The following is a 25774-nucleotide window of genomic DNA, read 5'->3' on the forward strand; positions in this document are numbered from 1 at the left end:
ATAGAGAGACTTGAATTCATAATCAAATCTTGATTCTAATAAAAAAACGGCTGAAATTAATTTCAGCCGTTTTATTTTATAAATGAATTTTATCAATCTAAATTCAAATTATCCAACATCAAATAAGAGTTGATATTTCGCAAACACAATATCCCCATTTAGACAGTTTAAACAGATTTCCGTTTTGACTTAATTCTTCACAAGTAATCTCTTGGACTTTAGATTCATTGATTTCTAAACTGAGTTTATCATTCATATTGTACCCCATTAACTCAATTGCATGTTGGGGAATCTTCAATCTTACATCTCTGTCCTTACTATCGAAATTAACCAATATGAGCAATGTCTGATTTGCAGAATAACGCAAGTAGGCATATATTTTTGAATGATCAAATTCATCGGAATGTGAATTACACCACATCAAATCATAAAATTCTCCATTAGCTACAGCATCCTTTTGTGCTATATCTAATATATCCCGATAAGATTTTCTTAGCTCTTTTTGTAAGTCAGATAACTGTCCGCCATCAAACTTCCCTTGGTTCATCCATTTTTGATGCTGAGGCACTCGCCAATAATCAAAAATAGTTGTTCTGCCATCATCACCACTAAAACCAGAGGCTCCATCAGCTCCATCGCCCACTTCTTGTCCAAAATAAAGCATAACAGGCCCTTTATTAAGACTTGCCGAAATAAGCATAGCTGGAAGTGCTTTCCTCGGATCTGAGGCAAAATAAGACGATGCTATTCGTTGTTCATCATGATTCTCGAGAAAACGCAACATGTAAGCATCTTTTCCATTCAAACTTTGCCAACATTGAGAAATATCCGATGCCCAACGAGAAGATTGAATCACATCCTTCAGCGTATCATACAGCCCAACTTTATCGTACAAATAATCGAACTTCCCATTATCAATATAATTATCGTATTCAGCAGGATTATAAACTTCGGCAATAAAAGTCAGCATAGGGTACTTTAATTTTACCGATGGAATCATCCAAGCCCAAAATTCTACGGGTACCATTTCTGCCATATCGCAACGGAATCCATCCACCCCCATCTGAGCCCAATAAGAAATCACTTGTTCCATTTTAAGCCAAGTATCTGGAATGGGATCAAAATGCTTACTCCTATTATTCAGGTAATCAACACCATAATTTAACTTAACCGTTTCATACCAATCATTATTGGACGGATAAGCAGAAAAGACATCATTACCGGTTGCTTTAGCTGGATTTTCAGAATAACTTGCATTGGAATGCGCCTGCAATATAGACTCTGGTAAGTGCAAACTATCGTTTGGTAAATAATAGAAATTATTATCCCTATCGAAAACTTTTGAGAGATCATCTTCCTTCCCAAAATCATCGATTCCAAAAGGTTTCTTATCAGATTGATATTCCCGAGCCAGATGATTCGGAACAAAATCAATAATTACCTTCATGCCTGCTGAATGTGTTCGCGAAATTAAGCCTTGAAATTCCTCAATTCGTTTGTCCACATCAATAGCCAAATCTGGATTTACATCGTAATAATCTTTAATAGCATAAGGAGAACCTGCCTTGCCTTTTATAACTAGAGGATTACCGTTGGGAATATTAGATTCGGGATAACCTTCGATAATTGCATGCTCGATAATGCCTGTATACCACACATGTGTTATGCCTAACTTTCGAATCTCTAATAGTGCCTGTTCAGATATATCATTCATCTTCCCAACACCATTTTCATCGCGTGTTCCGTTGAATTTACAGTTCTCATTTTTATTCCCAAAAAGACGAGTTAAAATTTGATATATAATTGGTTTCATTTTTTTTAAGATCTAATACAGATTAAAATTCAAGTATTACGGAACAAACATGTGAAAACTAACACATCAAACATTAACAAATTAGACCATTCTTTTAGAAGGTATATGTTCAAAAACTAAGGCACAACGCGATGGAATATATACGTTGAGTTTATGATATTTGGCCATAGACACTAAGGCTTTAGAATAGTATGTTTGTTTTGTGTCGATACGATCAAAACCACCAAACTCTTCGTTATCGGAACTCAATATGATATGATATTTGCCAGAACGTACTGGAATAGCATAATCTGAAAAAGATTCTGAAGGGTTGAAATTAAACACAAAAAGTAAATCGCCTCGATAAAAAGCTAAAACCTTGTTTGCTTCATCTTGTTGCGTCAACTCAGGCTTACTATATTTCAAGTTTAATTTATTATCAACCATCTGAATCATAGCCTCATCAAATTGATTTAATGTCTCGAAACGCAATGCCTTATCATCAGCCAAATGCCATTGCCTTCTGGCATATTTATAGGACCAATCGTTACCTTTGCGAGGAAAATCAATCCACTCTGGATGACCAAATTCATTACCCATAAAATTAAGATATCCCCCTCCCGAACTGGCAAGTGTTATCAAACGAATCATTTTGTGTAAAGCAATGCCTCTTTCGACTTCAAGGCTCTTACTTCCCTTTTTCATATTCCAATACATTTCTTTACCAATCAAACGAAATATAAGGGTCATATCGCCCACTAAAGCCTGATCGTGTGACTCAACATAACTGATCGTTTTTTCTTCTATTCGCTTATTAGATAACTCCCAATAAATCTCGCCAACATTCCAAGCCTCATCCTTAACTTCCTTAATCAACTTAATCCAATAATCAGGAATACCCATTGCCAAGCGGTAATCAAATTCCAAGCCTCCTTCATCAATTGGCAAAGTAAGTCCTGGATAGCCACTCATTTCTTCGGCTACCGAAATTGAATTAGGGTTGAGTTGTTTCATTAATTTATTCGCCAACGCCAAATAAGTAATCGCATCCTCATCCTGACCGCCATTAAAATACATATCGTAAGAGGTGAAATCGCACTCCAAACCATGATTTAAATAGAGCATGGATGTCACTCCATCGAAACGAAATCCATCGCAATGGAATTCGCTGATCCAATATTTAATATTTGATAATAGGAAATGTAAAACCTCATTTTTACCATAATCAAAACAAAGGGAATCCCATGCCTGATGGTTTCGTCTGGCACCTTCGTGGAAATATTGATTAGGCGTGCCATCAAAATTGCCCAATCCTTCAGCTTCATTTTTCACCGAATGTGAATGCACCAAATCGATAATCACACGAATGCCCATGCCATGAGCTTCATCAATAAGCGTCTTTAGGTCTTCGGGTGTACCAAAGCGAGACGAAACTGCAAAATAATTGGAAACATGATAGCCAAATGATCCATAATAAGGGTGTTCCTGAACGGCCATCAATTGGATGGTATTATAACCCGACTTTTGTATTCTTGGCAGAATATTTTTTCTAAACTCATCGAAACTGCCCACCTTCTCTTCTTCGGTAGCCATACCTACATGAGCTTCGTAAATTAAAGGCGATTTATGTTCCTGAATATTGTTATCGTTTTGCCAAATAAAATCAGCTTGGGGCTGCCAAACCTGAGCACTATATACCAAGGTATCGGCATCCTGAACCACACGATTAACATACGATGGCAAACGCTCACCACTTCCCGATTCCCAATGAATTGAAAGTCGATATAAATCACGATGATGAAGAGCGCCCTCATCCAAGCTCAACTCCCAAACACCATTAGCCTTCCTAGTAAATTCAAACGCTTTAGAATCTTGCCAATCGTTCATATCTCCAACTAGAAAAATATGACTTGCATTGGGTGCCCATTCACGGAAAATCCATCCACACTCGCATCTATGTAAACCAAAGTACAAATAACCGTTAGCAAAAGACTCTAGTGATTCTAAGCCTTTTATGATTTCTGTTTCTTTTTTCTCTACAGCAAGTTTTCGTTTATAAATAACTGATTTATAATCCTCTAAAAATGGATCTATTTGTATAAGTTTTAAGTTTTGACTCATTAGGACATATCTTTTTTCAGGAGTGATTTTTCTTAATAAAATAGCCTAGACAAGTTACAAAAATACAATCAGACAACTAACACAAAACGAATATTTAGACCAAAAAAAATAGCGACTCCAAAAGGAATCACTATTTATATTATATCAATTAATTAGCGCTAGTTAGAAGGAATATTTACTAAAATATCTAATAAATGTTTCCAAAATTTATTGACTGTTTCAATATTAATTCTTTCGTCTGGTGAGTGAACGTCACGTAAGGTTGGTCCAAAAGAAATCATATCCATATGTGGATATTTTTCAAGGAATAAACCACACTCTAAACCTGCGTGAATAGAACGTGCAACTGGCTCAACATTGAACAAGCGCTCGTATGACTTAACAGCCACTTTTAAAATTGCTGAATCAGGATTTGGAGCCCATCCAGGATATCCTTCAGAATGTTCTATTTTAGCACCAGCCATAGTAAAGGCAACACCCACATTCTGTGCAATATTGTATTTTTCGCTATCAACATCGCTACGCTGCGAAGTGGTAATGAAAATTTTATCATCATCAATAAACTTAACCGATGCTAAATTATTCGAAGTCTCAACCATACCTGGCATACGAGTACTCATTGTAAACACACCATGAGGACAAGCATAAAGCGCATCAAATAAATTGTTAGATGTTGCTTTATCGCAAACAAAAGCTGGCATATCAGTAGATTCTAGCTCAATCTTAAGTTTTGGTTCCGCAATAGCCCAAACATTTTCCATTTCGGCAGCATAAATGTTCAAATCGACACGAATTTGCTCCTTAAATTTAGATGGAATAACAACTACAGCATAAGCTTCTCGAGGAATTGCATTACGCAAATTACCACCTGCAAAATCAGCTAAACGAACATCATACTTCTTGTTAATCTCCCAAAGGAAACGATTCAGAATTTTATTTGAATTTCCACGGTTCTTATTAATCTCATCACCTGAGTGACCACCTTGTAAACCACTGACATTCAAACGAACAGCGAAAGATTCAGCAGGAATAGCTTCTTCTGTGTACGACAGGGTTGCTAAAGTATCAATACCTCCAGCACATCCTAAGAAAATTTCACCCTCATCTTCAGAGTCGAGATTCAATAGAATATTACCGCTAACAAAACCGGGCTGAAGCGCGAAAGCTCCTGATAAGCCAGTCTCCTCATCAACAGTAAATAAACATTCAATAGGACCATGCTCAATATCGGTAGAAGATAAAAGTGCCATTTCAGCAGCTACACCAATACCATCGTCAGCACCAAGAGTTGTTCCTTTTGCTTTAACCCATTCCCCATCAATCCAAGGAATAATAGGATCTGTATCAAAATTGTGTTCCGTGGAAGAGTTTTTCTCACAAACCATATCCATATGCGACTGCAAAACAACAGTCTTAAGATTCTCCTTACCAGGAGTTGCAGGCTTACTGATTAAAACATTACCAATCTCATCACGCTTGGTTTCAAGATTCAATTTTTTACCGAAATCCATAAGGAATTCAATAATTTTCTCTTCTTTTTTTGAAGGGCGGGGAACTTGACAAATGTCTTCAAAATGTTCCCAAATTACTTTAGGTTCTAATCCACTGAGTATGCTCATTGTATATTTTTTTTATTTGAATTGATACATATTCCATTATCAATATCAATCGATATTAGTATTCTTTTTCAATAAACTCAAAGATACAAAAAGCTAGCATAAAACTAATCTTCTATTTGATTCCATTTAATGTGTTTAATATATCTGAAACTTAAGTATTGCAAAACTAACATGATAGGTAAACCTGCAATAACACCATATTGGATATAGGTCAAACCCCAATGTGTTAATCCAAGTAGACCTGCTGATAACATCATTAAAAGACCTTTCATAAAATTATTCCCCGAATCTTGCGACGAACGCTCCTTGGAAAAAGGTAAAGCTTTACTTTGCATCACAGTAACTAATGAGGTAATAACCATAATAGATGCAAAGGCATAAATAAGATCGGGAAGCGTTTTATACGACCAAAAATAGAGAATAAGACCAGCAATTACAGTATATAGAGGCAAAACATATTTAGCAAATACAGCTTTAATTGTACCCGAAAGAATATCTCCTGGTTTTGAAATTGGCATAGAAGTAAAAAACCAACTTGATTTAGGTTCGTCACTATAAATAATATTCATACAAACTGCAAAAGCAGCAAACATGGAAAAATAAACAAACAATAAATAGCGTTTCGATGCGAATAAATTTGCGAATTGATCTTCATCACCTCCTACTTGAAACAGGGTGACTACAATCAGAACAAAAATATAACCAAAAGCAGGAAAGGCTGTTTGTTTAAACTTACGTTCCCTCCCACTCATTTTCCAAACCATTTTAAAACTCGTGCATTCAATAGTACTTTGAGTCAATAGTTGAGCCACTTTATTTGAGTAACTAAATCGATTTGCTTTCTCCTCTTTCCTTTTTGCAGGTTTAGAGACGTTCACATCCATCTGACTTAATCGTAGACTAAATTTTGGAGAAAGATATTTTATAATAAGCCAAAGACTCCCCAAAGGAAGTAAGAGTGCTAAAAACAAAAAGGTGATATTCTCTAGACTATAAACTGAAGATATTAGAGCTGTTATTGAACCAGAAAACCAAACAGAAGGAATAAGGTAAGTAAACCACTCTACTTTCATTTGTGAATTATACAAATCGTTCATCTCAATCAAGCGTGGTAAAAGCTGATAAGCTCCCATAAAAATGATAGCCATCGCAATCTGAAAATAAACCATGATATCTTTCAACTTTTCACCATTTACAAATCTCATCAATCCCAAATAGAATAAATTCGTCAAGAATAAGGTGAATAATGTAGCTAGAAAAATCATTAGCAAAAAGAACAAACCTGCCACAAAGCCATAATTAATTACGGTAAAAACAACCGAAGCTATAGATAATGACAAACTTAAATGCAGAAGGTAAATAGCAATATGCAAGATCTTAGCCAAAGTCATTGTTCTGCTATTTATAGGCCGAGGAAGAAGAATAGCATTGTCTCTTGTGTCGATAAGAATAACCGAAAATTCTGATATCATTAACATGGCAATCATCACCATAACAATTGAAAACACCATTGTATAAGCAGTTAATACATCGCCAACAGAGTTGATTAAGGTGCCTATAAAAATTCCAATAACTGCGTAAACTACTGATTGAAGTATAAGTTGATTACTCGAATCCTTCTTTTTTGTAGAAGTAGAAAAACCTCGACGGTTATCCATAGTCAGTTTTACCCTTAGGATACATTCTAATTGATGATAATCTACTCCCATCATTGTGAATAAACCCTTAAAAAGACGGACTATTCTAATAATAAAGTTAACCATAGCTTAGTTCTCAAATACATTAATAATCTCGTTGGCTGTTTCACTATGTCCTGAGGTTCCCGTTAGTTTTGTAAATAGATTCTCCAACGACTCATTGTGGGAATCAGAATTCAACTCTTCGTAACTACCGTCTGCCAAAACAACACCATTATCAATCAAAATAATTCGGTCTGATATTTTCTCAACCACATCCATAATGTGTGAACTGTAGAAAATAGTTTTACCTTCTCTTGCCAATTGCTGTAAAACGCGCTTCACAATAATAACCGCATTAGCATCTAAACCTGACAAAGGTTCATCCATAAAAATGATATCAGGATTATGAATCAAACCCGATATGATAAGTATTTTCTGTTTCATTCCTTTGGAAAAGCTATTCATACGTTCGTTGGCATGTGCTTTCATCTCAAATAAATTAAGAAGTTTAGCTGTCTTAGTTTGAATATCCTCCTCTTCCATGCCATGAAGTTCACCTACAAACTGTAAATATTCACTTGGCGTTAATGTATCGTACAAAGCCGCATTTTCAGGAATATAACCAATACGTTTTTTAACTTCAATATCGTTGGTTCGTAAATCCATATCTAAAACCTTAATATCGCCTTCAAAATCGGTAAGTATACCACAAAGAATTTTTACTGTAGTCGATTTCCCAGCTCCATTGGGTCCTATATATCCAATAATTTGACCCGACTTAATATCCAAATCAAGACCTTTTAATACATGATTAACAGTCACTCCATTTTTATACGATTTATGCAGGTTCTTTATTGATATGACGGTACGTGAGTTCATAGATTATTTTTTGTAAATAAATTGAGATTAAAGCTAATAAAAACCCAAACAGATACAACATTAAGTTAACAAAATATCTTTTATCAAGATAGAAATGATCTTTTAATAGATCGAAACGAACAGCACTGTCAGACTTACACGCCGCTTACACTGAAATATCTTCTGTTTTTATGTCGTTTTGTCAGACGATAAGTCGTGGCACAGGCTTTGACAAAAGATCATTCGTAAAATTTAAATAACAATTAAAATTTGAAAATATGTCAACAGGAAAAATTGGTGTTACCAGTCAGGATCTGTTCCCGATTATTAAAAAATTCTTATACTCAGATCACGATATCTTTTTACGTGAAATCGTTTCGAATGCAATTGATGCAACTCAAAAGCTAAAAACTTTAGCTGCAACAGGCGAATTTAAAGGAGAACTAGGTGAGCTTAACGTTTCAGTTAAACTTGACAAAGAAGCAAAAACGCTTACTGTTTCTGACCGTGGTATTGGTCTAACTGAAGAGGAAGTTGAAAAATATATCAACCAAATTGCTTTTTCAGGAGCTGAAGAATTCATGGATAAATATAAGGACCAAGCCAATGCCATTATAGGTCACTTCGGTTTAGGTTTCTATTCTTCTTTCATGGTATCTGATAAAGTTGATATTATTACTCGTTCGCATAAAGAAGGTGCTGAAGCTGTAAAATGGAGTTGCGAAGGTAATCCTGAGTTTACACTGGAAAAAGTTGAGAAAGCTGATCGTGGTACGGATATCGTGATGCATATCTCTGAAGATGGAAAAGAATTTTTGGAAGAAAATCGTATTCAACAGCTTTTGGATAAATACTGTAAATTCTTACCTGTAGAAATCACTTTTGGAAAGAAAAAAGAGTGGAAAGATGGTAAAGATGTTGAGACTGAAGAAGCCAATATTATAAACGACACCAATCCAGCATGGACAAAAAAACCAGCTGATTTAACTGAAGAAAATTACAAAGATTTCTACCGACAGTTATATCCAATGGGCGAAGATCCTTTGTTCCACATTCACTTGAATGTAGACTTCCCATTTAACTTAACAGGTATTCTTTATTTCCCTAAGTTGAAAAACTCGGTTGAAATTCAGAAAAATAAAATTCAACTATACTGCAACCAGGTATTTGTTACCGATTCGGTTGAAGGTATCGTTCCAGAATTTTTGACTCTATTACATGGTGTAATCGATTCTCCAGATATTCCTTTGAACGTATCTCGTTCATACCTACAGAGCGATAGTAACGTTAAGAAAATATCTAACCATATCACTAAAAAAGTAGCTGATAGCCTTTTCGATATCTTTAAAAAAGATCGTAAAGACTTCGAAAACAAATGGGATGATTTGAGAATTTTCGTTCAGTATGGTATGCTTAGCGAAGAAAAATTCTACGATCGTGCTAAGAAATTTATGTTGCTTAAAAACACAGAAGGTAAATACTTTACTACTGAAGAATACGAAGCAATCGTTAAGGAAAATCAGACTGACAAAGACGGTAACATGATTTGCCTATATTCAACTAACGCTGAAGAACAATACACTTATATCGACCAAGCTAAGGCTAAAGGTTACGATGTATTATTGATGGATAGCCAGTTGGATAATCACCTAATTAACACATTAGAGCAAAAGACTACGACAACTAAATATGTTCGTGTCGATTCTGATATTGTTGACAAGTTGATTCAGAAAGATGAAGTGAAGACTTCTAAATTATCTGAAGAGCAGAGAAACGATTTGATTCCTGTATTCAACTCTCAATTACCTAAAGAGAAAGTTAACTACATTGTTGCTTTCGAATCTTTAGGAGAAGAAGCTCAGCCATTGATGATTACCCAAGCTGAATTTATGCGTCGTATGAAAGATATGGCTGCTATGAATCCAGGAATGGCAATGTACGGCGAAATGCCAGATTCGTACAATTTGGTTGTTAATACCGATCATCCACTTATCGAAACAATTCTTAAGAGTAAAGATGCTGAACTAAGCGACAAAATTGCAGAAGTTGCAGCAAAATTGACTCCTGTGGTTGCCGAAAGAGAAGCTCTTGAAGCCCTTAAAAAGGACAAAAAAGAAGACGAAGTTCCTCAAGAGGAAAAAGATAAAATGGCTGAGGTTCAAAAACAAATCACAACGATTAACGCTGAACGTGAAGCTTTATTAACTGGCTTTGGTAAGGACAATAAAATTGTGAAACAATTGATCGATCTTGCTCTACTTGCTAACAACATGCTTAAAGGTCAAGAGTTGGCTAATTTTGTGAAACGTAGTATCAAACTAATAAAATAGACTGTTCGGTTACTAATTCGAATCGAGTTTTAAATAGAAAGCCACAACCTTACGAGGATGTGGCTTTCTTACTTTCTAGTTACTAATCAATTGCGGCCTAAACACCTCTAATATATAATCCTGACATAATCACAATTAAATTTAAAACTGAGTTTATTTTATGAGCACTTTAAGAGATGGCATCTTTTTTTAATATCTTTTGTTTAACGAAGGCTTTAGAAAGACCAGGATCCGCCTTAGGCGGATTGTTCGAAAATCACCCGGCCGCACTTAAGCATGAGACAAACTGAAGCGAAGCAGAAATCATGAATGCCTTATATAATAAACACTTATGAACTAATAAGAAAGGTATTTAAAAAGTAGCCTTGTATTTTTGCGATAAGTAAGTACAGTGTCAAGCTTGCTTGAACAATGTCGAGTGAAGCAAAAATAATGAAATAATTTCTTTGCTTCGTTTCTTGTTTCAAGACAAGAATTGGAGCGTAGCGGAAATCGTGAATACAAATGAAATCAATTACTAAATGAACAAATGATGTTGGGTTTATTCGTAAAACTCATGAGCTCGCAATAAGCTCGGTTGGGCGGAAAGCCCAATTTCTATAATTAAGTCAAGATTTTTAGAAAAAAAATATCATCAACCAATTTTTAAGCACTCAAATAATTATCCTATAATTCTAAAAAACGATTTTATTTCGATGATTCAACAACAAAGCTTTTATCTTTGTGCTCAATTTAGAAATTAGAAACCCATGGAAAGAACAGAATTCATTAGTTATATATTCGATGCCCTTTATGCTCAACCCGAAAATGAAGCTTTAGATATTGCTTGTTGGGGAATGGAAAATCTTAATACTGAGGATGACAGTCCCATATACGAATCGATTATCGAGGAGTTTATATCAAACGAATGGGCAAAAGATCAAGGTTTGGGTTTTCTTATTTTAACTCCCGAAGGACGTGACATTATCAATGTTTTTGGATCTTACACAGCTTTTATAGAAACCTATTCACAAACTGCTCCACAAATTAAGCCTCCTATTAGTTTAAAAACAATTAGCTTGGTTCTAAATCTTATTTTGATTCTATTTATTGCTTTCCTTTTGATGACTAAAAACAATGATGACAAAATTATTGAAGGTCAGAAAACTCAGATTGAAGCACAACAAGCTACAATTGATTCTTTGCATCAAACGATGAAAAAATAACAATTCAGATATTTAGTCATCATTTATAGAGCATTTCCCAACTAGATATGTTTGGAGCTTTAGTTACCTCCAAACCTTAACCAAGACATCATAAAACCGACTATAGATCCCGTGTATCTTATCCCCATAGTTATGCACAAGCGGCAAAAAAGACATGACAGATAATTAATGAAGTAACATTTCATCTGCAAAATAATACTTACCTAACTTTAACTGCACACTAACCAAGTTCAAAGATTTAAATTTTCACCCACCTCATTTTTCACTAAAAACATTTTGCTAAGCAAGATTACAACACACTCGCAAGTCTTAACAACCTGTTAAAACCTATAGGGAAGAACATTCAATCCAAAAATTCACAAAATATCTACAATTTTAAACGCCCAAAAGTAAATTCACTTTTTAACAAAAGAATATTTCCCCCTATTAGTTGTGTTTATCAACTAATTATTTCTTACATTTAGTAAACTTTAAATTATAAAAATGGAAACAAAGGATTTTTCTTTATTAGACAAAATGAATCGCGAAATATTTCGAATGTTAAAGAAACGTTTCAACGGATTAAATGATGAAGAAATTACGTTATCTACTGATCAATATGAGCTATTGCAGGCTATATCTCTTAAAGAAGAAGATGTCATACAAAAAGATATGGCAGAAATTATGGGAAAAGATAAATCGGCCATACTACGATTAATTGATTCACTAGAAGAGAAAGAGTTAATTAGAAGAGTTGTTGATAATAAGGACCGACGAAAAAATTATTTAATGATTACAAAAATAGGGTATCGAGTATTAAAAAAATATTCTAAAATAATAGATAAGTTAATATTCGATATACAACAAGGTGTTTCTGATTCTGATAAAGATACTTTTCTTAAAGTCATAAACCATATTAGAATTAATGTACAAAAATTATAATTTCTTATGTCATTAGTTGACAAAGTCAACAATTGACAATAGAATCTTTTAATATGAAATAACTTTTAAATAAAAACAATACCAACATTATTTAAAAATAGAAATTTTGATACGACTTTAAATGGACAGATCCACTTAAATCGTAAAAATTAAAATATTTACAAATGAGAACAATCTTAAAATTCTTTTTTAGCAGTATTTTTTGTTTAAGTATTTTCTCGCTAAAAGCACAAGACCCCATAGTACTATCATTAGACAGTGCTGTTAATTATGCCATTATTCACAATAAGACACTAACAAATTCGAGATTTGCTATTGACAAATCAAGTCAGCAAATAAAAGAGGCCATTTCAAAAGGCTTGCCCCAAATAGACGCATCAATAGATTACACAAGTTTTTTGGGAGCTGAAGCATCCTTGCAACTTGACCCCGCAGCAGCACCTGCTGTTATTAAGTTTAATCCTACAAGTAATTTTAACCTTAGTGCAAGCCAATTAATTTTTAACGGCAATTATATTGTTGGCATTCAAATGGCAAAACTTACAAAGAGTATTACCGAACAAAGTTATCAGAAAGACGAACTCGATGTTAAAGATCAAACCATTCAGGCTTACTATATGATATTGGCTAGCGAACGAATATTAAATACACTAAAAGGAAACCTAAAAAATGCCAAAACTCTTTATGAAAAGACATCTAATCTGGCAAATGCAGGCATAATCGAGCAAACTGATGCAAAAAAACTTTCCGTAATGGTAACATCAGTAAATAATGCTGTCAAATCGAATGAAAGACAAGTGGAACTAGCTTATAATTTATTACGCTTAAACTTGGGTCTGGATTCGAATCAACAAATCACCTTATCTACCTCACTTGATGATATTACAACATCGACTCAATTAAATCCAATTGAAAACTTCAATATAGAAAACAATATGGATTACAAATTAATATCCATACAAGGTGAAATATCAAAGAAATCGATAAATATGGCTAAAGCAAGCTATTTACCTTCATTAGTAGCTTTCTATTCATATACAAAAAAACTAAAGGAACCCGTTTTTGATATGAGTCCAAAAAATTCACTGGGATTAACTTTGAATATACCTTTATTTTCAGGAGGCATGAGAAGATCACAATTAAATCAAGCAAAAATTGATTATGACATAAATAATAACACGAAAGACTTATTAGTTGATCAATTAAACTTGCAGGAAAAACAATTAGAATTCAATTATGAGAACTTATTGGAACAATATTATTCCCAAGAAAAAAATGTTCAGGTTGCAAAAGAAGTATTGGAACAAATGAATCGGAAATTTCAACAAGGCGTTGCTTCCAGCTTGGATATAACCAGTGCAAATAACGATTATCTTTCCGCAGAAACAGACTTAACTGGAACATTACTTCAATTATTAAATGCCAAATTAGCCTTACGAAAATTGAACAATAATATTTAAATATTATAAAAATGAAATTAAGTAGCATATGGATTATATCCATCGCAGTAGGAATCGTATCCCTAGGAACGATATCATGTGATTCTAAAAAGGGTGAAACCACAACAGATGAACAAGATGTAAAACAAGCTATACCGGTTAAAACGGCAAAATTGTATATTAAATCTGTAACCAAAACCATTGAGTACACGGCAAGCTTAATCCCTTTTGAAGAAGTTTACCTTGCTCCTGCAACTCCTGGTAAGATTAAGGAGATTAATGTGGAAATTGGTGATCATGTATCAAAAGGACAAATTATAGCAAGCATGGATCCCACTAACCTAGAGTCGGCTCGCCTTAATTTAATAAACCTAGAAACCAACTTCAAACGTTTAGATACGCTAAAAAAAACAAATACGATTGCTGATCAACAATACGACGAAGTAAAAACTGCTTATGAAGCAGCAAAAGTCAGTTTTCAATTTCTTTTAGATAATACCCAAATAAAAGCTCCTTTTGATGGTACTATTTCTGGTAAATATTTTGAGAATGGCGAAAATTTTTCAGGAACACCCAACACACAAGCGGGTAAATCTGCAATAGTAACAATTGTACAAATCAAACAGCTTAAAGCTCTTGTAGGATTATCAGAAATTTATTTTCCAGAAACTAAAAAAGGTATGAAAGTAGATATAGTTTCTAATATTTATCCTGATGAGATTTTTAAAGGTGAGATTTATAATATATACCCAACCATTGATAATGCTACTAAAACATTTACGGTTGAAGTGAAAATTAATAATTCCGAGTCAAAACTTCGCCCAGGAATGTTCGCTAAAATAGAATTAAACATGGGCAAAGGAGATGCTATTTTGGTTCCTATGATTGCTTTAATAAAACAAACAGGAACAGACGATATGTATTTGTTTGTAAACGAAAATAATATCGCCATAAAAAAGCCCGTTAAAACAGGCCGTATTATTGATGATAAAACTGAGATTGTAAAAGGAATTAAAGTAGGAGATGAAATAGTTGTGGAAGGACAAAATAAATTACAAAACCAAAGCCCAATTACTATCATTAAATAGGATCGATTAGTTTAATAAATAAAAGTATTATGAGTTTATATAGTACAGCAGTTAAAAAGCCCGTAAGTGTAATTATGATATTTCTTGGGGTAATCATTTTCGGGATGTATTCCTATCTTAATTTACCCGTTGATTTTTTTCCTAAAATGGATCCTCCGTACATCTCTGTTATGACCTCTTACACAGGAGCAAATGCCGAAGATATAGAGCAAAATATTACAAAAATCTTGGAAGATGGAATGGGGACACTCACCAATCTTAAAAAGATGACTTCCACTTCTAAAGATAACACATCGGTTATTGCTTTGGAATTTGAATGGGGTACTGATTTGGATAATGCAACCAACGAAGTAAGAGATGCAGTAAGTTTGGTTGATAAAGAATTGCCTGATGATGTCGAAAATCCGATTATTTTTCGATTAAGCACAAGTATGATACCTGTAATGATTATGACAGCCTCTGCCGAAGAAAGTTATATAGGTATTTCAGATATATTAGATGATAAACTCATTCAGCCACTGAATAGAATTGAAGGAGTCGGTAGCGTATTTATGATTGGTGCTCCCATACGAGCTATTAATATTAATGTGGATCCGAGAAAATTAGATGCATATCAACTGTCTGTTGAACAAATTGGTCAAGTTTTGGCTGCTAATAATATTAATTTGCCATCAGGTAATCTTGAAATGGGTAAATCGGATATTCCCCTTCGGCTCGAAGGTGAGTTCGAAAATAGTAGCGTTATAAAAAACATTATTATCAGTAATGCAAGTGGACATCCTGTTTATTTACGAGATGTTGCCACTGTACAAGACAGCTTAAAAGATATTAAATCGTACGAAAGAGCCAACGGGCATAAAACAGTCAGAATAATGGTGCAAAAAACCTCTGATGCCAATACGGTTACTGTAGCAAACAAGATTAAAGAAAAATTAAAGAAAATTAAACAGACATTACCTCCCGATATAAAAATCGAAACATTATTGGATACATCATTGAATACACAGGCTTCCATAAGTAATCTTACGGAAACGATACTTTATGCTTTATTCTTTGTTGTCATTGTTGTTATGTTGTTCTTAGGCCGTTGGAGATCAACTTTAATTGTAGCACTTTCAATCCCAATTTCTTTAATCGCCGGATTTATCTATATGTATATTTCAAGCAATACAATTAATATCATTACACTTTCATCGCTTTCCATAGCCATTGGTATGGTGGTTGATGACTCCATTGTAGTTCTTGAAAACATTACAAAGAAACTTGAACGGGGTGGATTTGCTCGAGAATCGGCTATTTATGGTACAAATGAAGTAAGCCTTGCGGTTATTGCATCTACTTTAACAATCGTAGCAGTATTTCTTCCATTAACAATGCTTGGCGGAATGACAGGTATGATATTCAAACCTTTAGGTTGGGTTGTAACCATTGCTATTGCTACATCTGTAATTGTTGCTTTGACACTTGTGCCTATGTTGTCATCAACGATCTTAAAATATAAAGAACCTGATAAAAACACTTTTACAGGAAAACTTTATTTTCTCTCTCAAGCCATGCTTACCAAAATGGATGATTTTTATGAGAATATATTAAAATGGGCTGTTGGTCATCGTTGGCTAACTATTGCAGGAGGGACATTTATATTTTTGTCATCCTTATTTTTACTCAAATTTATTGGGTCTGAATTTATGCCACCGCAAGATAACGATCAAATATCAGCACAGGTAAAACTGGCTCAGGGTGTAAAATTGGATGAAACCATTAAAACAGCTCATTACCTTGATTCATTGTTTTCAGCAAAATATCCAGAATTTACTGTCGTTTCATCTAGTGCAGGTGTTGGCGACGAAAATAGTTTAGCATCCATGTTTCAAGAAACGGGGAACTATATCATAACTTATACAATAGCCTTGAAACCTTTTAATGAACGTGACCGAAATATTTTTGAAATTGGTGAAGAAATGCGTCATGACATTGAAAAGCTACCAGAAATTGAAAAATTTTATGTTGATCCAGGTAGTTCTAAGAATCAGAAAATGGGAGGCGGAAGCAAAATGGAAGTGAAAATTTTTGGTGAGAATTTTGATAAAACAAATCTTGTAGCCGAAGAGATTTATAATGCCTTAAAAAAGATTAAAGGAACTAAAGACCTCTTAATTAGTCGTGACAGAGAAAAAGCAGAAATGAAATTGCTTATAAATCAGGAAAAGATGACCTTTTTTGGCTTGAATACGACTATGGTTGCAAACGCGATACGAAACAGAATTACAGGATTAACTGCAACAAAATATAAAGAAGATGGGAATGAATATGATGTAATTGTGCGTTACGATGAAAAATACAGGCATTCGACCAATGATATTGAAAACATAAGTATCATAACCCCCACGGGCAAATCAGTTAAAGTGAGCGAAATAGCTCAACTAAAACACTATTACGCACTACCAAATATCGAAAGAGAGAACAAACAACGTCTTGTAAAAGTTTCATCAGCAATTTTTGGTACTGATCTAGGCTCTATTCAACAGGAACTAGATAAAAAACTTGAAACAATGGATATCCCTGATGGTGTTTCTATTGAATATGGAGGTAGTATTGAGGATATGCAGGACTCTTTTAGTGATCTATTTATGTTAATGGCTCTAATTATAATATTGGTTTATATTGTGATGGCTTCTCAGTTTGAATCATTATCCGAACCATTGATTATCATGTTTTCAATTCCGTTTGCATTTACTGGCGTATTCATTTCCTTATACTTATTTAATGCCACTATTAATGTTATATCGATGATAGGTATGGTAATGCTGGTAGGTATTGTTGTTAAGAATGGTATTGTTTTAGTTGACTATATCAATTTGTTGGTCGATAAAGGAAATTCACTTAAGCAAGCTGTTATTGCTGGTGGTCGCTCAAGATTAAGACCCGTATTAATGACATCATTAACAACCATACTGGCTATGTTGCCGATGATTGTATTAAAAGGTAGCGGTTCCGAAACGTGGCGACCAATGGGGATTACCGTGTTTGGTGGTCTAATTTTCTCAACAGTCATAACTTTGGTTCTTATTCCAACAATTTACACCGTATTTGGTGTCGGTAAAATTAAACGTCAAAAAAAGGCCATTGAACAAAAAACAGTTTAGAAATGGTGTAAGAATTATTTGCAGGATGCAATTCACATGATATCCTGCATATTTTATATTAATCTAAAATAGAAAAAAAGATGAAAGCTGTATTTATATCATATAATCAATCACTTACATTTGAAGTTCAGGCTATATTGGACAAACTCTCCATTCGTGGTTTTACCCAATGGATGGATATTAAAGGAAAAGGTTCAGATAAAGGAGAACCACATGAAGGAACGCACACTTGGCCCGAATTGAACAATGCTCATTTAAGCATGGTTGAAGATGAAAAGGTGGACTTACTTTTAGCCCAAATAAAAACGTTGGATGAAAAAGTTCCGGCACAAGGATTAAGAGCTTTTGTGTGGAATATAGAAAACAGTATTTAATTCCATGCTTAAATTTAATTATTGATACATCAAACTAAAGATATTCTTCTCGAATACAGATCTAGTTTAAAATAGAAAGCCACAACCTTACGAGGATGTGGCTTTCTCATTTACTTTTATATAACAAACTAGTGAACATATAAGTAATCATGAATAATTTTAAAAATTAATTTCATTTAGATGATTAAAAATCAAAGCTTTTATCAAACGAATGGGCAAAAGATAAAGGTTTAGGTTTTCTAGTTCTTACACCAGAAGGTCGCGACATTATTAATCTTTTTGGTTCGTATACAGCTTTTATAGAAACCTACTCACAAACTGCTCCACAAATTAAGCCTCTTATCAGCTTAAAAATAATTAGCTTACTTCTAAATTTTATTTTGGCTCTATTTATTACTTTCCTTTTGATGACTAAAAATAATGATGATAAAATTATTGAAGGTCAGAAAACTCAGATTGAAACACAACAAGTTACCATTGATTCTTTGCAAGTGATATTGAAAACCAAACCACTTCAATAAATTAAACCAACAACTAAATTGACTCTTGAGTTTACCAACACATACAACAATCTAAATCAAAAGAACTTGGAGATATTCTTTAAGTTGTTTTTATTTTACATGATGCTAAAAGAAAAAAAAATCAAATTCTAACATAAATAATTTCTCACTCATCATAAAAAAGATGTATTTTAGTATAAAACATACTAATATGAAAGTTGAGAAAGATTTCTGTAATGATGAGGTAAAACAGTTATGGGATAGCTTTAGCGCAATATCTCAAGAAGAATTGTTTCAAAGCTTTAATGAACACATTAACGAACTCCATAGTACTTTAAAAGATTATGCAGAATATTACGAATCACTAAATAAAGCAAGAGTTGAGGATAAAAATAATTTTGCAAGTTTAACTGAATTCAATCAATCAACACTTAACTTATTAATAAAAAGCCAGAAGCACCAACTTGAACATGATTTTAGGACCATGTCTCTTGCTCATATATCTAAACTAGACGATTTAGATTTAAGTAAAACCATAAGCAAAAAAGAGAAGTTTAAACCTTATACATTAAACAAAAACATTAGATTAATTCTTTTTATTAAGAAATTAGGTTTAAACATCAAGTTTATATTCAAAGTTCAACAAAAGAAATTCTTCAATATCTTCCGTAGGCTATTTAAAAAGGAGCTTTTGGGACTCGATACTTTTCAAAGACGTAAAATTCCTTATAAGCAAATGGTTGATTATTATTTTGGCATTCTACTTCCCAAATCACTGGGGAATAGTTTCCAAAGTATAATGCAATTAAGAAGTACAATATTACTAGACTTATGGCAATTTGATCAAGATTTTGAAACCGAAATTCAAACCCAACTAATAGAAAATAAGACTGATAAAGTTGTATTAAATTCAGAACACAAATCATTTGGAAATGTTATTGAAAAACAAGAACAACGTCTTAATGAATTTAGCACCAAACTAAAAGATGATATTGCTTTAGTTATATTGGAGCATTTTCAATTGCTTGACAAGGCATTGCTTTGTGTAGATACACCAGAATTACCTAGAAAAAAATTCTATGTCAACGAACTAAAGGCTAAACAAAGCCAAGTCTATTCCTCCATTGATTTAGAAAATGAGAGATGGAATAATACCCATACCACATTGATTGATGATTGGTCCTTAGACATTGAAATTGCTCAGCTACATTTTTCTGTTCTTAATGAGTATACAAGTCTAAATTCAAAAATTGTCAAATTTATAGATGAACATCTAAGTCTAAATATCGAAAAGCTACAAGAATTTATATCTGCTTCAAGCAAAAATATTCAAGAAAATTCGGCAACTACTAAAGAATTAGCTCTTGTCTTAAAAAAAGAGAGAGCTAATATTAAAAATGAATTTATTGATAAAATACTAGCTAAAACAATTAAAAAATTATCTGGTAGTATCAATCAGGATATTGAAAAATTTAATTCCAAAACAATCAAACTCATTGATAATGTCTCAGATAAACGCAGTTTTATAAAGAGTAAAAACTATGAACGAGGTATTCGTCAATCAGAAATCAACTGGCTTTCGCCCAAAGAGCTTTTAAATTTTGAGGCTCTGCCCCATTTTGAAGCTTCCATAAAAAAGATTCAATTATTTATTGACAACAACATGCAAAAAGCAAGATTCAAGCTTCTTGCTTTAGGAACTGTCAGTGATTTCAGTCTTGAATCAGCTCAAATTATGTTGCAAAATAAAAAAAGCGCAATAAAGGCTACCGTTCAAGTTGCTGAAGAAGGACTAAATCGTGCTTTAATTCATTTAGATGAAGCTACGGCTCTTATGGATGAAATAAAAAAAGAACCCCAGGAACAACTACGTCAAACAATTACAACATTCAATACTGAAATTCAGAAACTTAAGAATGTCGATAACATTCTAGAACTGAACTTAAAAATCGTAAAAATAAAGGCTATTGAACGTTCTAAAAAGCTTAAAAAAGATACAATTGCTTGGATTCTCAATATTATTCCTAAAGCTGTCAATTTTGTAAAGGAACATATTTCAGGAACGACAGGTTTTATTGCCGAGATCAAAAATTATCTTGGAATGCATGTCGAAAAGGTTCAAATTTCTCACGAATTACCTGAGTTTATTTGTCAAACTGAGTTAGCATTAAAGAAACTACCTTTCGTATATCAACGTCTTTACCAACTAACACCAACTGATGAAGATCGTTTTTTTGTAAGTCGTCAAACCGAACTAGAAAGCTTACAAAAAGCATTTTTCGATTGGAAACAAGATCGTTTTGTTACAACGGCTCTTATTTCAGAAAAAGGAAACGGAGCAACTTCCTTATTAAATATTTTCCTTAATAAAATTGAAACCGATGTTCCAATTATTCATCAATCAGCAGATAAAAAAATATACAACACAAAAGCTTACCTAGCATTTTTTGCAGAATTATTTCAAAAAGATCAATTTGAAACTAATGAAGAAATTATAGTTTACCTAAATAGTAAAACCGACAGTTTGATTCTCATATTGGAAAGTCTCCAACACTTTTTCTTAAAAAAAGTAAATGGTTTCGAATGCGAGAGAATGCTTTTCGAGCTTATGTCAAGAACATCAAAAAAAGTTTTTTGGGTTGGAACTTATACAATTCACTCGTGGGAATATCTTAAAAAAACAATCGATATATCTGAACAATTTATTAGAGAAGTACATCTTCAACAATTTAACAAAGAAAATTTAGAAGAGGTTATTTTTAAACGTAATAATGTTAGTGGCTATAAAATCATATTTGAGCCATCGAGAGAAAGTAGAAACTCTAAATCTTTCCAAAAAATGAATGAGGATGAGAAACAAGTGCTTTTAAGCAAACAATTTTTCACAGAACTCACTCAAATGTCCAACGGAAATGTTAGTTTAGCTCAGCTCTATTGGCTACGCTCAACCTACTCGGTAAGTGACGATACGATTAATATCGGTTTTCTTAAGGAGATTGATGTTTCGTTTGTAAAAGATCTTCCAGCGGAACATTTATTTGCCATACACACCTTACTCATTCACGATGGTCTTAACCTAGAAGATTATGCTTTGGCATTAAATAGACCAGAAAATAAATGTCGAAATATATTGATACCAATGCTCGAAAAAGGCTTATTAATTCGTCCAAAAGAGAAATTCAATATTAACCCTATTATATTCAGACAAATTGTTAGCTTATTAAAGTCTCATAATTTTATCAACTAATTGTATCATGATGAAACATTTCACTACACGCCTCATATTTGTACTGATAAGCTTATTAAACCTACAAATAGCCTTAGCTCAAGATACAAACCTGGTTAACACACCTGTTTACCATAACGATTCTATTACAAACATTTTTAAAATTGAATCTAAAAAAACAGATTCATTAACCAACATTAAAAAATCAATAATAAGTAAGGATACTATTGCCACTCCAATTAAGAGTAAACTTACTCCAATTATAAAAAAAGAAGCAAATATAGTCAAAAAGGACACAAGCCTTTTTAGTGCTAATAAACTCTTCACTAATATTGAAGAAAATGTTCCTGATAAACCCAAAGAAGTATTAGAGATTATTTCCTTATCAAAGATTTTCTGGACGATCATTCTTTTACTCTTTGGATATTATTTTATCCAATTGGTCATTAAGATACTTGACATATTTTCTGAGCGAAGTGCTAAATTCCGTATTACGATAAAAGGAATTATTCCAGTTTTCAGAATTGTATCTTGGGCCGTCATTATTTTCGCAATCATAAAAGGCATTTATAATCCACCCTTCGAAACTGTTATTGCATTTACGGCATCAGTAGGAATTGCAGTAGGCTTGGCAGCTCAAGATTTACTTAAAAATGTATTTGGTGGCATGGCCTTGCTACTGGATAGACCTTTTATGGTTGGAGATAAAATAGATAGTGGAAAATATTATGGTGAGGTTATTGAAATTGGATTAAGAGCAACCCGACTAGTCACTGCTGATGATTCCGTTGTATCCGTTCCCAATGCAGAACTGGTTAATTCATCGGTATCAAACTCTAACTCTGGAGAACTTAATTGCCAAGTTGTTGCAGAAATTTACCTTTCTATTGATATAGACACATATAAAGTAAGACAAATTGCTACCGAGAGTGCTCAGGTTTCTCGATTTGTATACCTCAACAAACCGATTACCGTTTTGTTCTTTAACGAGGTAAAAGAGCGAAGATCTTATCTTAAAATGAGGATAAAAGCTTATGTGATGGACATTCGTTACGAATTTCAATTTAAAAGTGATATGACAGAAATTGTTATTCGTGAATTACTAAAAGAAAAACTTATCTCAAAAGATGAGTTATTTTAAATAAGGATCAAAAAAAATACCGACCTCATCAGAAGTCGGTATTTTCATTATATATCAGTCTTACTTAGTTTCCTATTTCACTAAGCTCTAACCATCGCATTTCTTTCTCATCAAGTAAATCCATCACTTCCTGAATACGAGCCGACTTAGTCATTAAATCATCATTGGATAAGCTTCCTGAGCTCATCGCTACTTCAATAGCAGCTTTTTCTTCATTTAAGCTTTCCATATCCTTTTCCAACTGCTCAAACTCACGTTTTTCATTGAAAGTCATCTTGTTTTTAATGGTTTGCTTAGGCTTCTCTTTTTTTACTTTCACAGGTTTTTCAATCTGCTTAAGTTTTAATTCTTCAGCTAGCTGAGCTTCGCGATAAATAGTATAATTACCTGTAAAGTTTCTGATTTCCCCTTCACCTTCGAACACAAACAAATGTTCTACGACCCTATCCATAAAGTAACGATCGTGAGATACTATAATTAAACAACCTTTAAAGTGCAACAAGTAATCCTCTAATACATTCAGAGTCATTATGTCCAAATCATTGGTTGGCTCATCAAGAATCAAAAAGTTAGGGTTCTTCATTAAAATCGTCATTAAGTATAAACGACGTTTTTCGCCCCCACTTAGTTTCGAAACCTGATTGTATTGTGTCTTAGTTGGAAACAAGAAATACTCCAAAAATTGAGAAGCCGACATCTCTCGACCGTTACCTAAATCGATACTTTCGGATATTTCTTTAATAACTTCTATAATCTTCTGATCCTCGTTTATCTTGATACCATCCTGCTTATAGTAGCCATAAACAACGGTTTCACCAATCTCAATATTTCCCGAATCTGCTTCAATATTTTGAGTGATAATATTCAGAAAAGTCGATTTACCTGTACCATTCTTCCCTATAATACCAATTTTCTCTCCTCGTTGGAATTTGTATGAAAAATCCTCTAATATTTTTAAATCACCAAAACGCTTATTCAAGTGTTCGAATTCAAGTATTTTGGTTCCCAATCGAGATGATTTAATATCAAGATCCAATTTTGATTCCTTATATCCCGTACTAGCCTTATCTTTTATTTCATAAAAGGCATCCACTCTCGATTTAGCCTTTGTTCCTCTGGCTTGAGGCATACGACGCATCCACTCTTGTTCGGTTTTTAAAAGGCTTTTGGCTTTGTTCGCTTCTGCATTCTGAATATTAATTCGTTCTTCTCGCTTTTCAAGATAATAGGTATAATTTCCCTTATAGCTATGAATGTTATTCGCATCCATCTCAATAATTTCGTTACAAACACGATCAAGAAAATACCTATCGTGAGTCACCATTAAAAGGGTTCCTTTCGATTTTTTTAGATATTCTTCAAGCCATTCAATCATCTCCAAATCCAAGTGGTTGGTTGGCTCATCTAGCATCAAAAAGTCAGGATCGGTAATCAAAACCTTAGCCAACCCAATACGTTTTTTCTGTCCACCGGAGAGTTGAGATATCAACTGATCAAAATCGGTAATCTTCAACTTATAAAGAATCTGTTTCACCTTCACTTCATAATCCCAGGCTTTATACAAATCCATCTTTTCGAGAATCTCCGTCATGCCATCTTCCTTACCCGATTCAAGCATTCTCTCGTAATCACGAATAACCGACAAAACAGGATCAGATGAATTAAAAAGTTCATTGATAACCGTATTATTATCATCCATTTCAGGAATCTGTTCCAAATAGCCTAATTTGATATCCTTCTTAAAAGTCATATCTCCACTGTCCTGACTGTCTTTCCCCGCAATAATATTTAAGAGCGAAGTTTTCCCCGTTCCATTTTTTGCAATAAGAGCAATCTTCTGTCCCTGTAAAATGCCAAAGTTAATGTCGGTGAATAAAACCTTATCACCGTAACTTTTGCTAAAATTTTCTATTTGTAAGTATGATATCATGAATGAATTACTTTCGATTATATCTATTAGATTTCTAGATAACCATTTAAATTGATCTGATAATTAATGAACTAAAAAAATATAGGCATTATAGATGATCGTTTTAACTTGTAAATGGTATGAAATGCAAACTTACGAATTTGAAACGACACCCTAGCTTTTAAATTAGGCTGAATACGCAAACAAAAACTCATTTATCATCACTTACAATAAAATTCAAAGTTCTAATAGCAGACTGTGCAATCTCTTATTTAAAAGGTTCTACTACCCTTTTAGTGGAAATGTGTAAATTGGTGTATGAATTTCACCAAAGATTTTTTCAATTTGGTTTTAGATTTTGGCGACCAATGGGTTATCACAAAAATAGAAACCGATCATAGTAAGCTTCATGTTTATCTTTATTTG

Annotated in this window: 15 protein-coding genes; 9 read left to right on the plus strand and 6 right to left on the minus strand. The window is 33.4% G+C overall.

The window, feature by feature from the left end; genetic code table 11:
* Positions 1-118: 118 nt before the first annotated feature.
* From EMN46_RS15905 to EMN46_RS15925, 5 genes are all read right to left on the minus strand, one after another.
* Positions 119-1813: an alpha-amylase family glycosyl hydrolase gene (locus EMN46_RS15905; RefSeq protein ID WP_154201809.1), complete on the minus strand. Its 1695-nt coding sequence runs from the start codon at positions 1811-1813 to the stop codon at positions 119-121.
* Positions 1814-1894: 81 nt separating this feature from the next.
* Positions 1895-3913 carry an alpha amylase C-terminal domain-containing protein gene (locus EMN46_RS15910; protein ID WP_154201810.1) on the minus strand — a complete coding sequence of 673 codons (2019 nt, stop codon included), beginning with the start codon at positions 3911-3913 and terminating at the stop codon, positions 1895-1897.
* A gap of 158 nt (positions 3914-4071) precedes the next feature.
* Positions 4072-5532 (minus strand): aminoacyl-histidine dipeptidase, encoded by a 1461-nt coding sequence (locus EMN46_RS15915; protein ID WP_154201811.1) that lies wholly within the window; start codon positions 5530-5532, stop codon positions 4072-4074.
* Between the two features lie 104 nt (positions 5533-5636).
* A complete protein-coding gene (locus EMN46_RS15920) occupies positions 5637-7295 on the minus strand; it encodes a hypothetical protein (RefSeq protein WP_229130397.1) in 1659 nt (552 codons plus the stop codon).
* A gap of 3 nt (positions 7296-7298) precedes the next feature.
* Entirely contained in the window at positions 7299-8090 is a 792-nt protein-coding gene (locus tag EMN46_RS15925; RefSeq protein WP_154201813.1) for an ABC transporter ATP-binding protein, read from the minus strand.
* A gap of 257 nt (positions 8091-8347) precedes the next feature.
* Between EMN46_RS15925 and htpG the strand changes: the two genes are divergently transcribed.
* The 9 genes from htpG (at position 8348) to EMN46_RS15970 (ending at position 23439) form a co-directional block, all read left to right on the plus strand.
* Entirely contained in the window at positions 8348-10399 is a 2052-nt protein-coding gene (htpG, locus tag EMN46_RS15930) for a molecular chaperone HtpG (RefSeq protein WP_154201814.1), read from the plus strand.
* Positions 10400-11148: 749 nt separating this feature from the next.
* Positions 11149-11604 (plus strand): hypothetical protein, encoded by a 456-nt coding sequence (locus EMN46_RS15935; RefSeq protein ID WP_154201815.1) that lies wholly within the window; start codon positions 11149-11151, stop codon positions 11602-11604.
* Between the two features lie 483 nt (positions 11605-12087).
* Complete coding sequence (locus EMN46_RS15940; RefSeq protein WP_154201816.1) at positions 12088-12525, plus strand: MarR family winged helix-turn-helix transcriptional regulator; 438 nt, start codon at positions 12088-12090, stop codon at positions 12523-12525.
* A 164-nt stretch (positions 12526-12689) separates the two neighbouring features.
* Complete coding sequence (locus EMN46_RS15945) at positions 12690-13985, plus strand: TolC family protein (protein ID WP_154201817.1); 1296 nt, start codon at positions 12690-12692, stop codon at positions 13983-13985.
* 11 nt (positions 13986-13996) lie between these two features.
* Positions 13997-15052 (plus strand): efflux RND transporter periplasmic adaptor subunit, encoded by a 1056-nt coding sequence (locus tag EMN46_RS15950; protein WP_154201818.1) that lies wholly within the window; start codon positions 13997-13999, stop codon positions 15050-15052.
* Positions 15053-15081: 29 nt separating this feature from the next.
* Complete coding sequence (locus EMN46_RS15955; RefSeq protein WP_154201819.1) at positions 15082-18198, plus strand: efflux RND transporter permease subunit; 3117 nt, start codon at positions 15082-15084, stop codon at positions 18196-18198.
* Positions 18199-18278: 80 nt separating this feature from the next.
* The gene (locus tag EMN46_RS15960; RefSeq protein ID WP_154201820.1) at positions 18279-18572 is read left to right on the plus strand and encodes a PG0541 family transporter-associated protein; all 294 of its coding nucleotides are present in this window, start codon (positions 18279-18281) and stop codon (positions 18570-18572) included.
* Positions 18573-19283: 711 nt separating this feature from the next.
* A complete protein-coding gene (locus EMN46_RS15965) occupies positions 19284-22319 on the plus strand; it encodes a hypothetical protein (RefSeq protein ID WP_154201821.1) in 3036 nt (1011 codons plus the stop codon).
* Between the two features lie 7 nt (positions 22320-22326).
* Positions 22327-23439, plus strand: a complete 1113-nt coding sequence (locus tag EMN46_RS15970; RefSeq protein ID WP_229130398.1) for a mechanosensitive ion channel family protein — start codon at positions 22327-22329, stop codon at positions 23437-23439.
* 64 nt (positions 23440-23503) lie between these two features.
* Here the strand turns inward: EMN46_RS15970 and EMN46_RS15975 are convergent, their stop codons facing one another.
* Complete coding sequence (locus tag EMN46_RS15975) at positions 23504-25369, minus strand: ABC-F family ATP-binding cassette domain-containing protein (RefSeq protein ID WP_154201823.1); 1866 nt, start codon at positions 25367-25369, stop codon at positions 23504-23506.
* Positions 25370-25774: the final 405 nt, after the last annotated feature.

This window comes from Ancylomarina sp. 16SWW S1-10-2 (genome assembly GCF_009669305.1).
Taxonomy (GTDB): domain Bacteria; phylum Bacteroidota; class Bacteroidia; order Bacteroidales; family Marinifilaceae; genus Ancylomarina.

Excerpts from the sequence above, each read along its gene's own strand:
- EMN46_RS15905 (WP_154201809.1), bottom strand. The coding sequence starts at position 1,813 with ATGAAACCAATTATATATCAAATTTTAACTCGTCTTTTTGGGAATAAA.
- EMN46_RS15910 (WP_154201810.1), bottom strand. The coding sequence starts at position 3,913 with ATGAGTCAAAACTTAAAACTTATACAAATAGATCCATTTTTAGAGGAT.
- EMN46_RS15915 (WP_154201811.1), bottom strand. The coding sequence starts at position 5,532 with ATGAGCATACTCAGTGGATTAGAACCTAAAGTAATTTGGGAACATTTT.
- EMN46_RS15920 (WP_229130397.1), bottom strand. The coding sequence starts at position 7,295 with ATGGTTAACTTTATTATTAGAATAGTCCGTCTTTTTAAGGGTTTATTC.
- EMN46_RS15925 (WP_154201813.1), bottom strand. The coding sequence starts at position 8,090 with ATGAACTCACGTACCGTCATATCAATAAAGAACCTGCATAAATCGTAT.
- htpG (WP_154201814.1), top strand. The coding sequence starts at position 8,348 with ATGTCAACAGGAAAAATTGGTGTTACCAGTCAGGATCTGTTCCCGATT.
- EMN46_RS15935 (WP_154201815.1), top strand. The coding sequence starts at position 11,149 with ATGGAAAGAACAGAATTCATTAGTTATATATTCGATGCCCTTTATGCT.
- EMN46_RS15940 (WP_154201816.1), top strand. The coding sequence starts at position 12,088 with ATGGAAACAAAGGATTTTTCTTTATTAGACAAAATGAATCGCGAAATA.
- EMN46_RS15945 (WP_154201817.1), top strand. The coding sequence starts at position 12,690 with ATGAGAACAATCTTAAAATTCTTTTTTAGCAGTATTTTTTGTTTAAGT.
- EMN46_RS15950 (WP_154201818.1), top strand. The coding sequence starts at position 13,997 with ATGAAATTAAGTAGCATATGGATTATATCCATCGCAGTAGGAATCGTA.
- EMN46_RS15955 (WP_154201819.1), top strand. The coding sequence starts at position 15,082 with ATGAGTTTATATAGTACAGCAGTTAAAAAGCCCGTAAGTGTAATTATG.
- EMN46_RS15960 (WP_154201820.1), top strand. The coding sequence starts at position 18,279 with ATGAAAGCTGTATTTATATCATATAATCAATCACTTACATTTGAAGTT.
- EMN46_RS15965 (WP_154201821.1), top strand. The coding sequence starts at position 19,284 with ATGAAAGTTGAGAAAGATTTCTGTAATGATGAGGTAAAACAGTTATGG.
- EMN46_RS15970 (WP_229130398.1), top strand. The coding sequence starts at position 22,327 with ATGATGAAACATTTCACTACACGCCTCATATTTGTACTGATAAGCTTA.
- EMN46_RS15975 (WP_154201823.1), bottom strand. The coding sequence starts at position 25,369 with ATGATATCATACTTACAAATAGAAAATTTTAGCAAAAGTTACGGTGAT.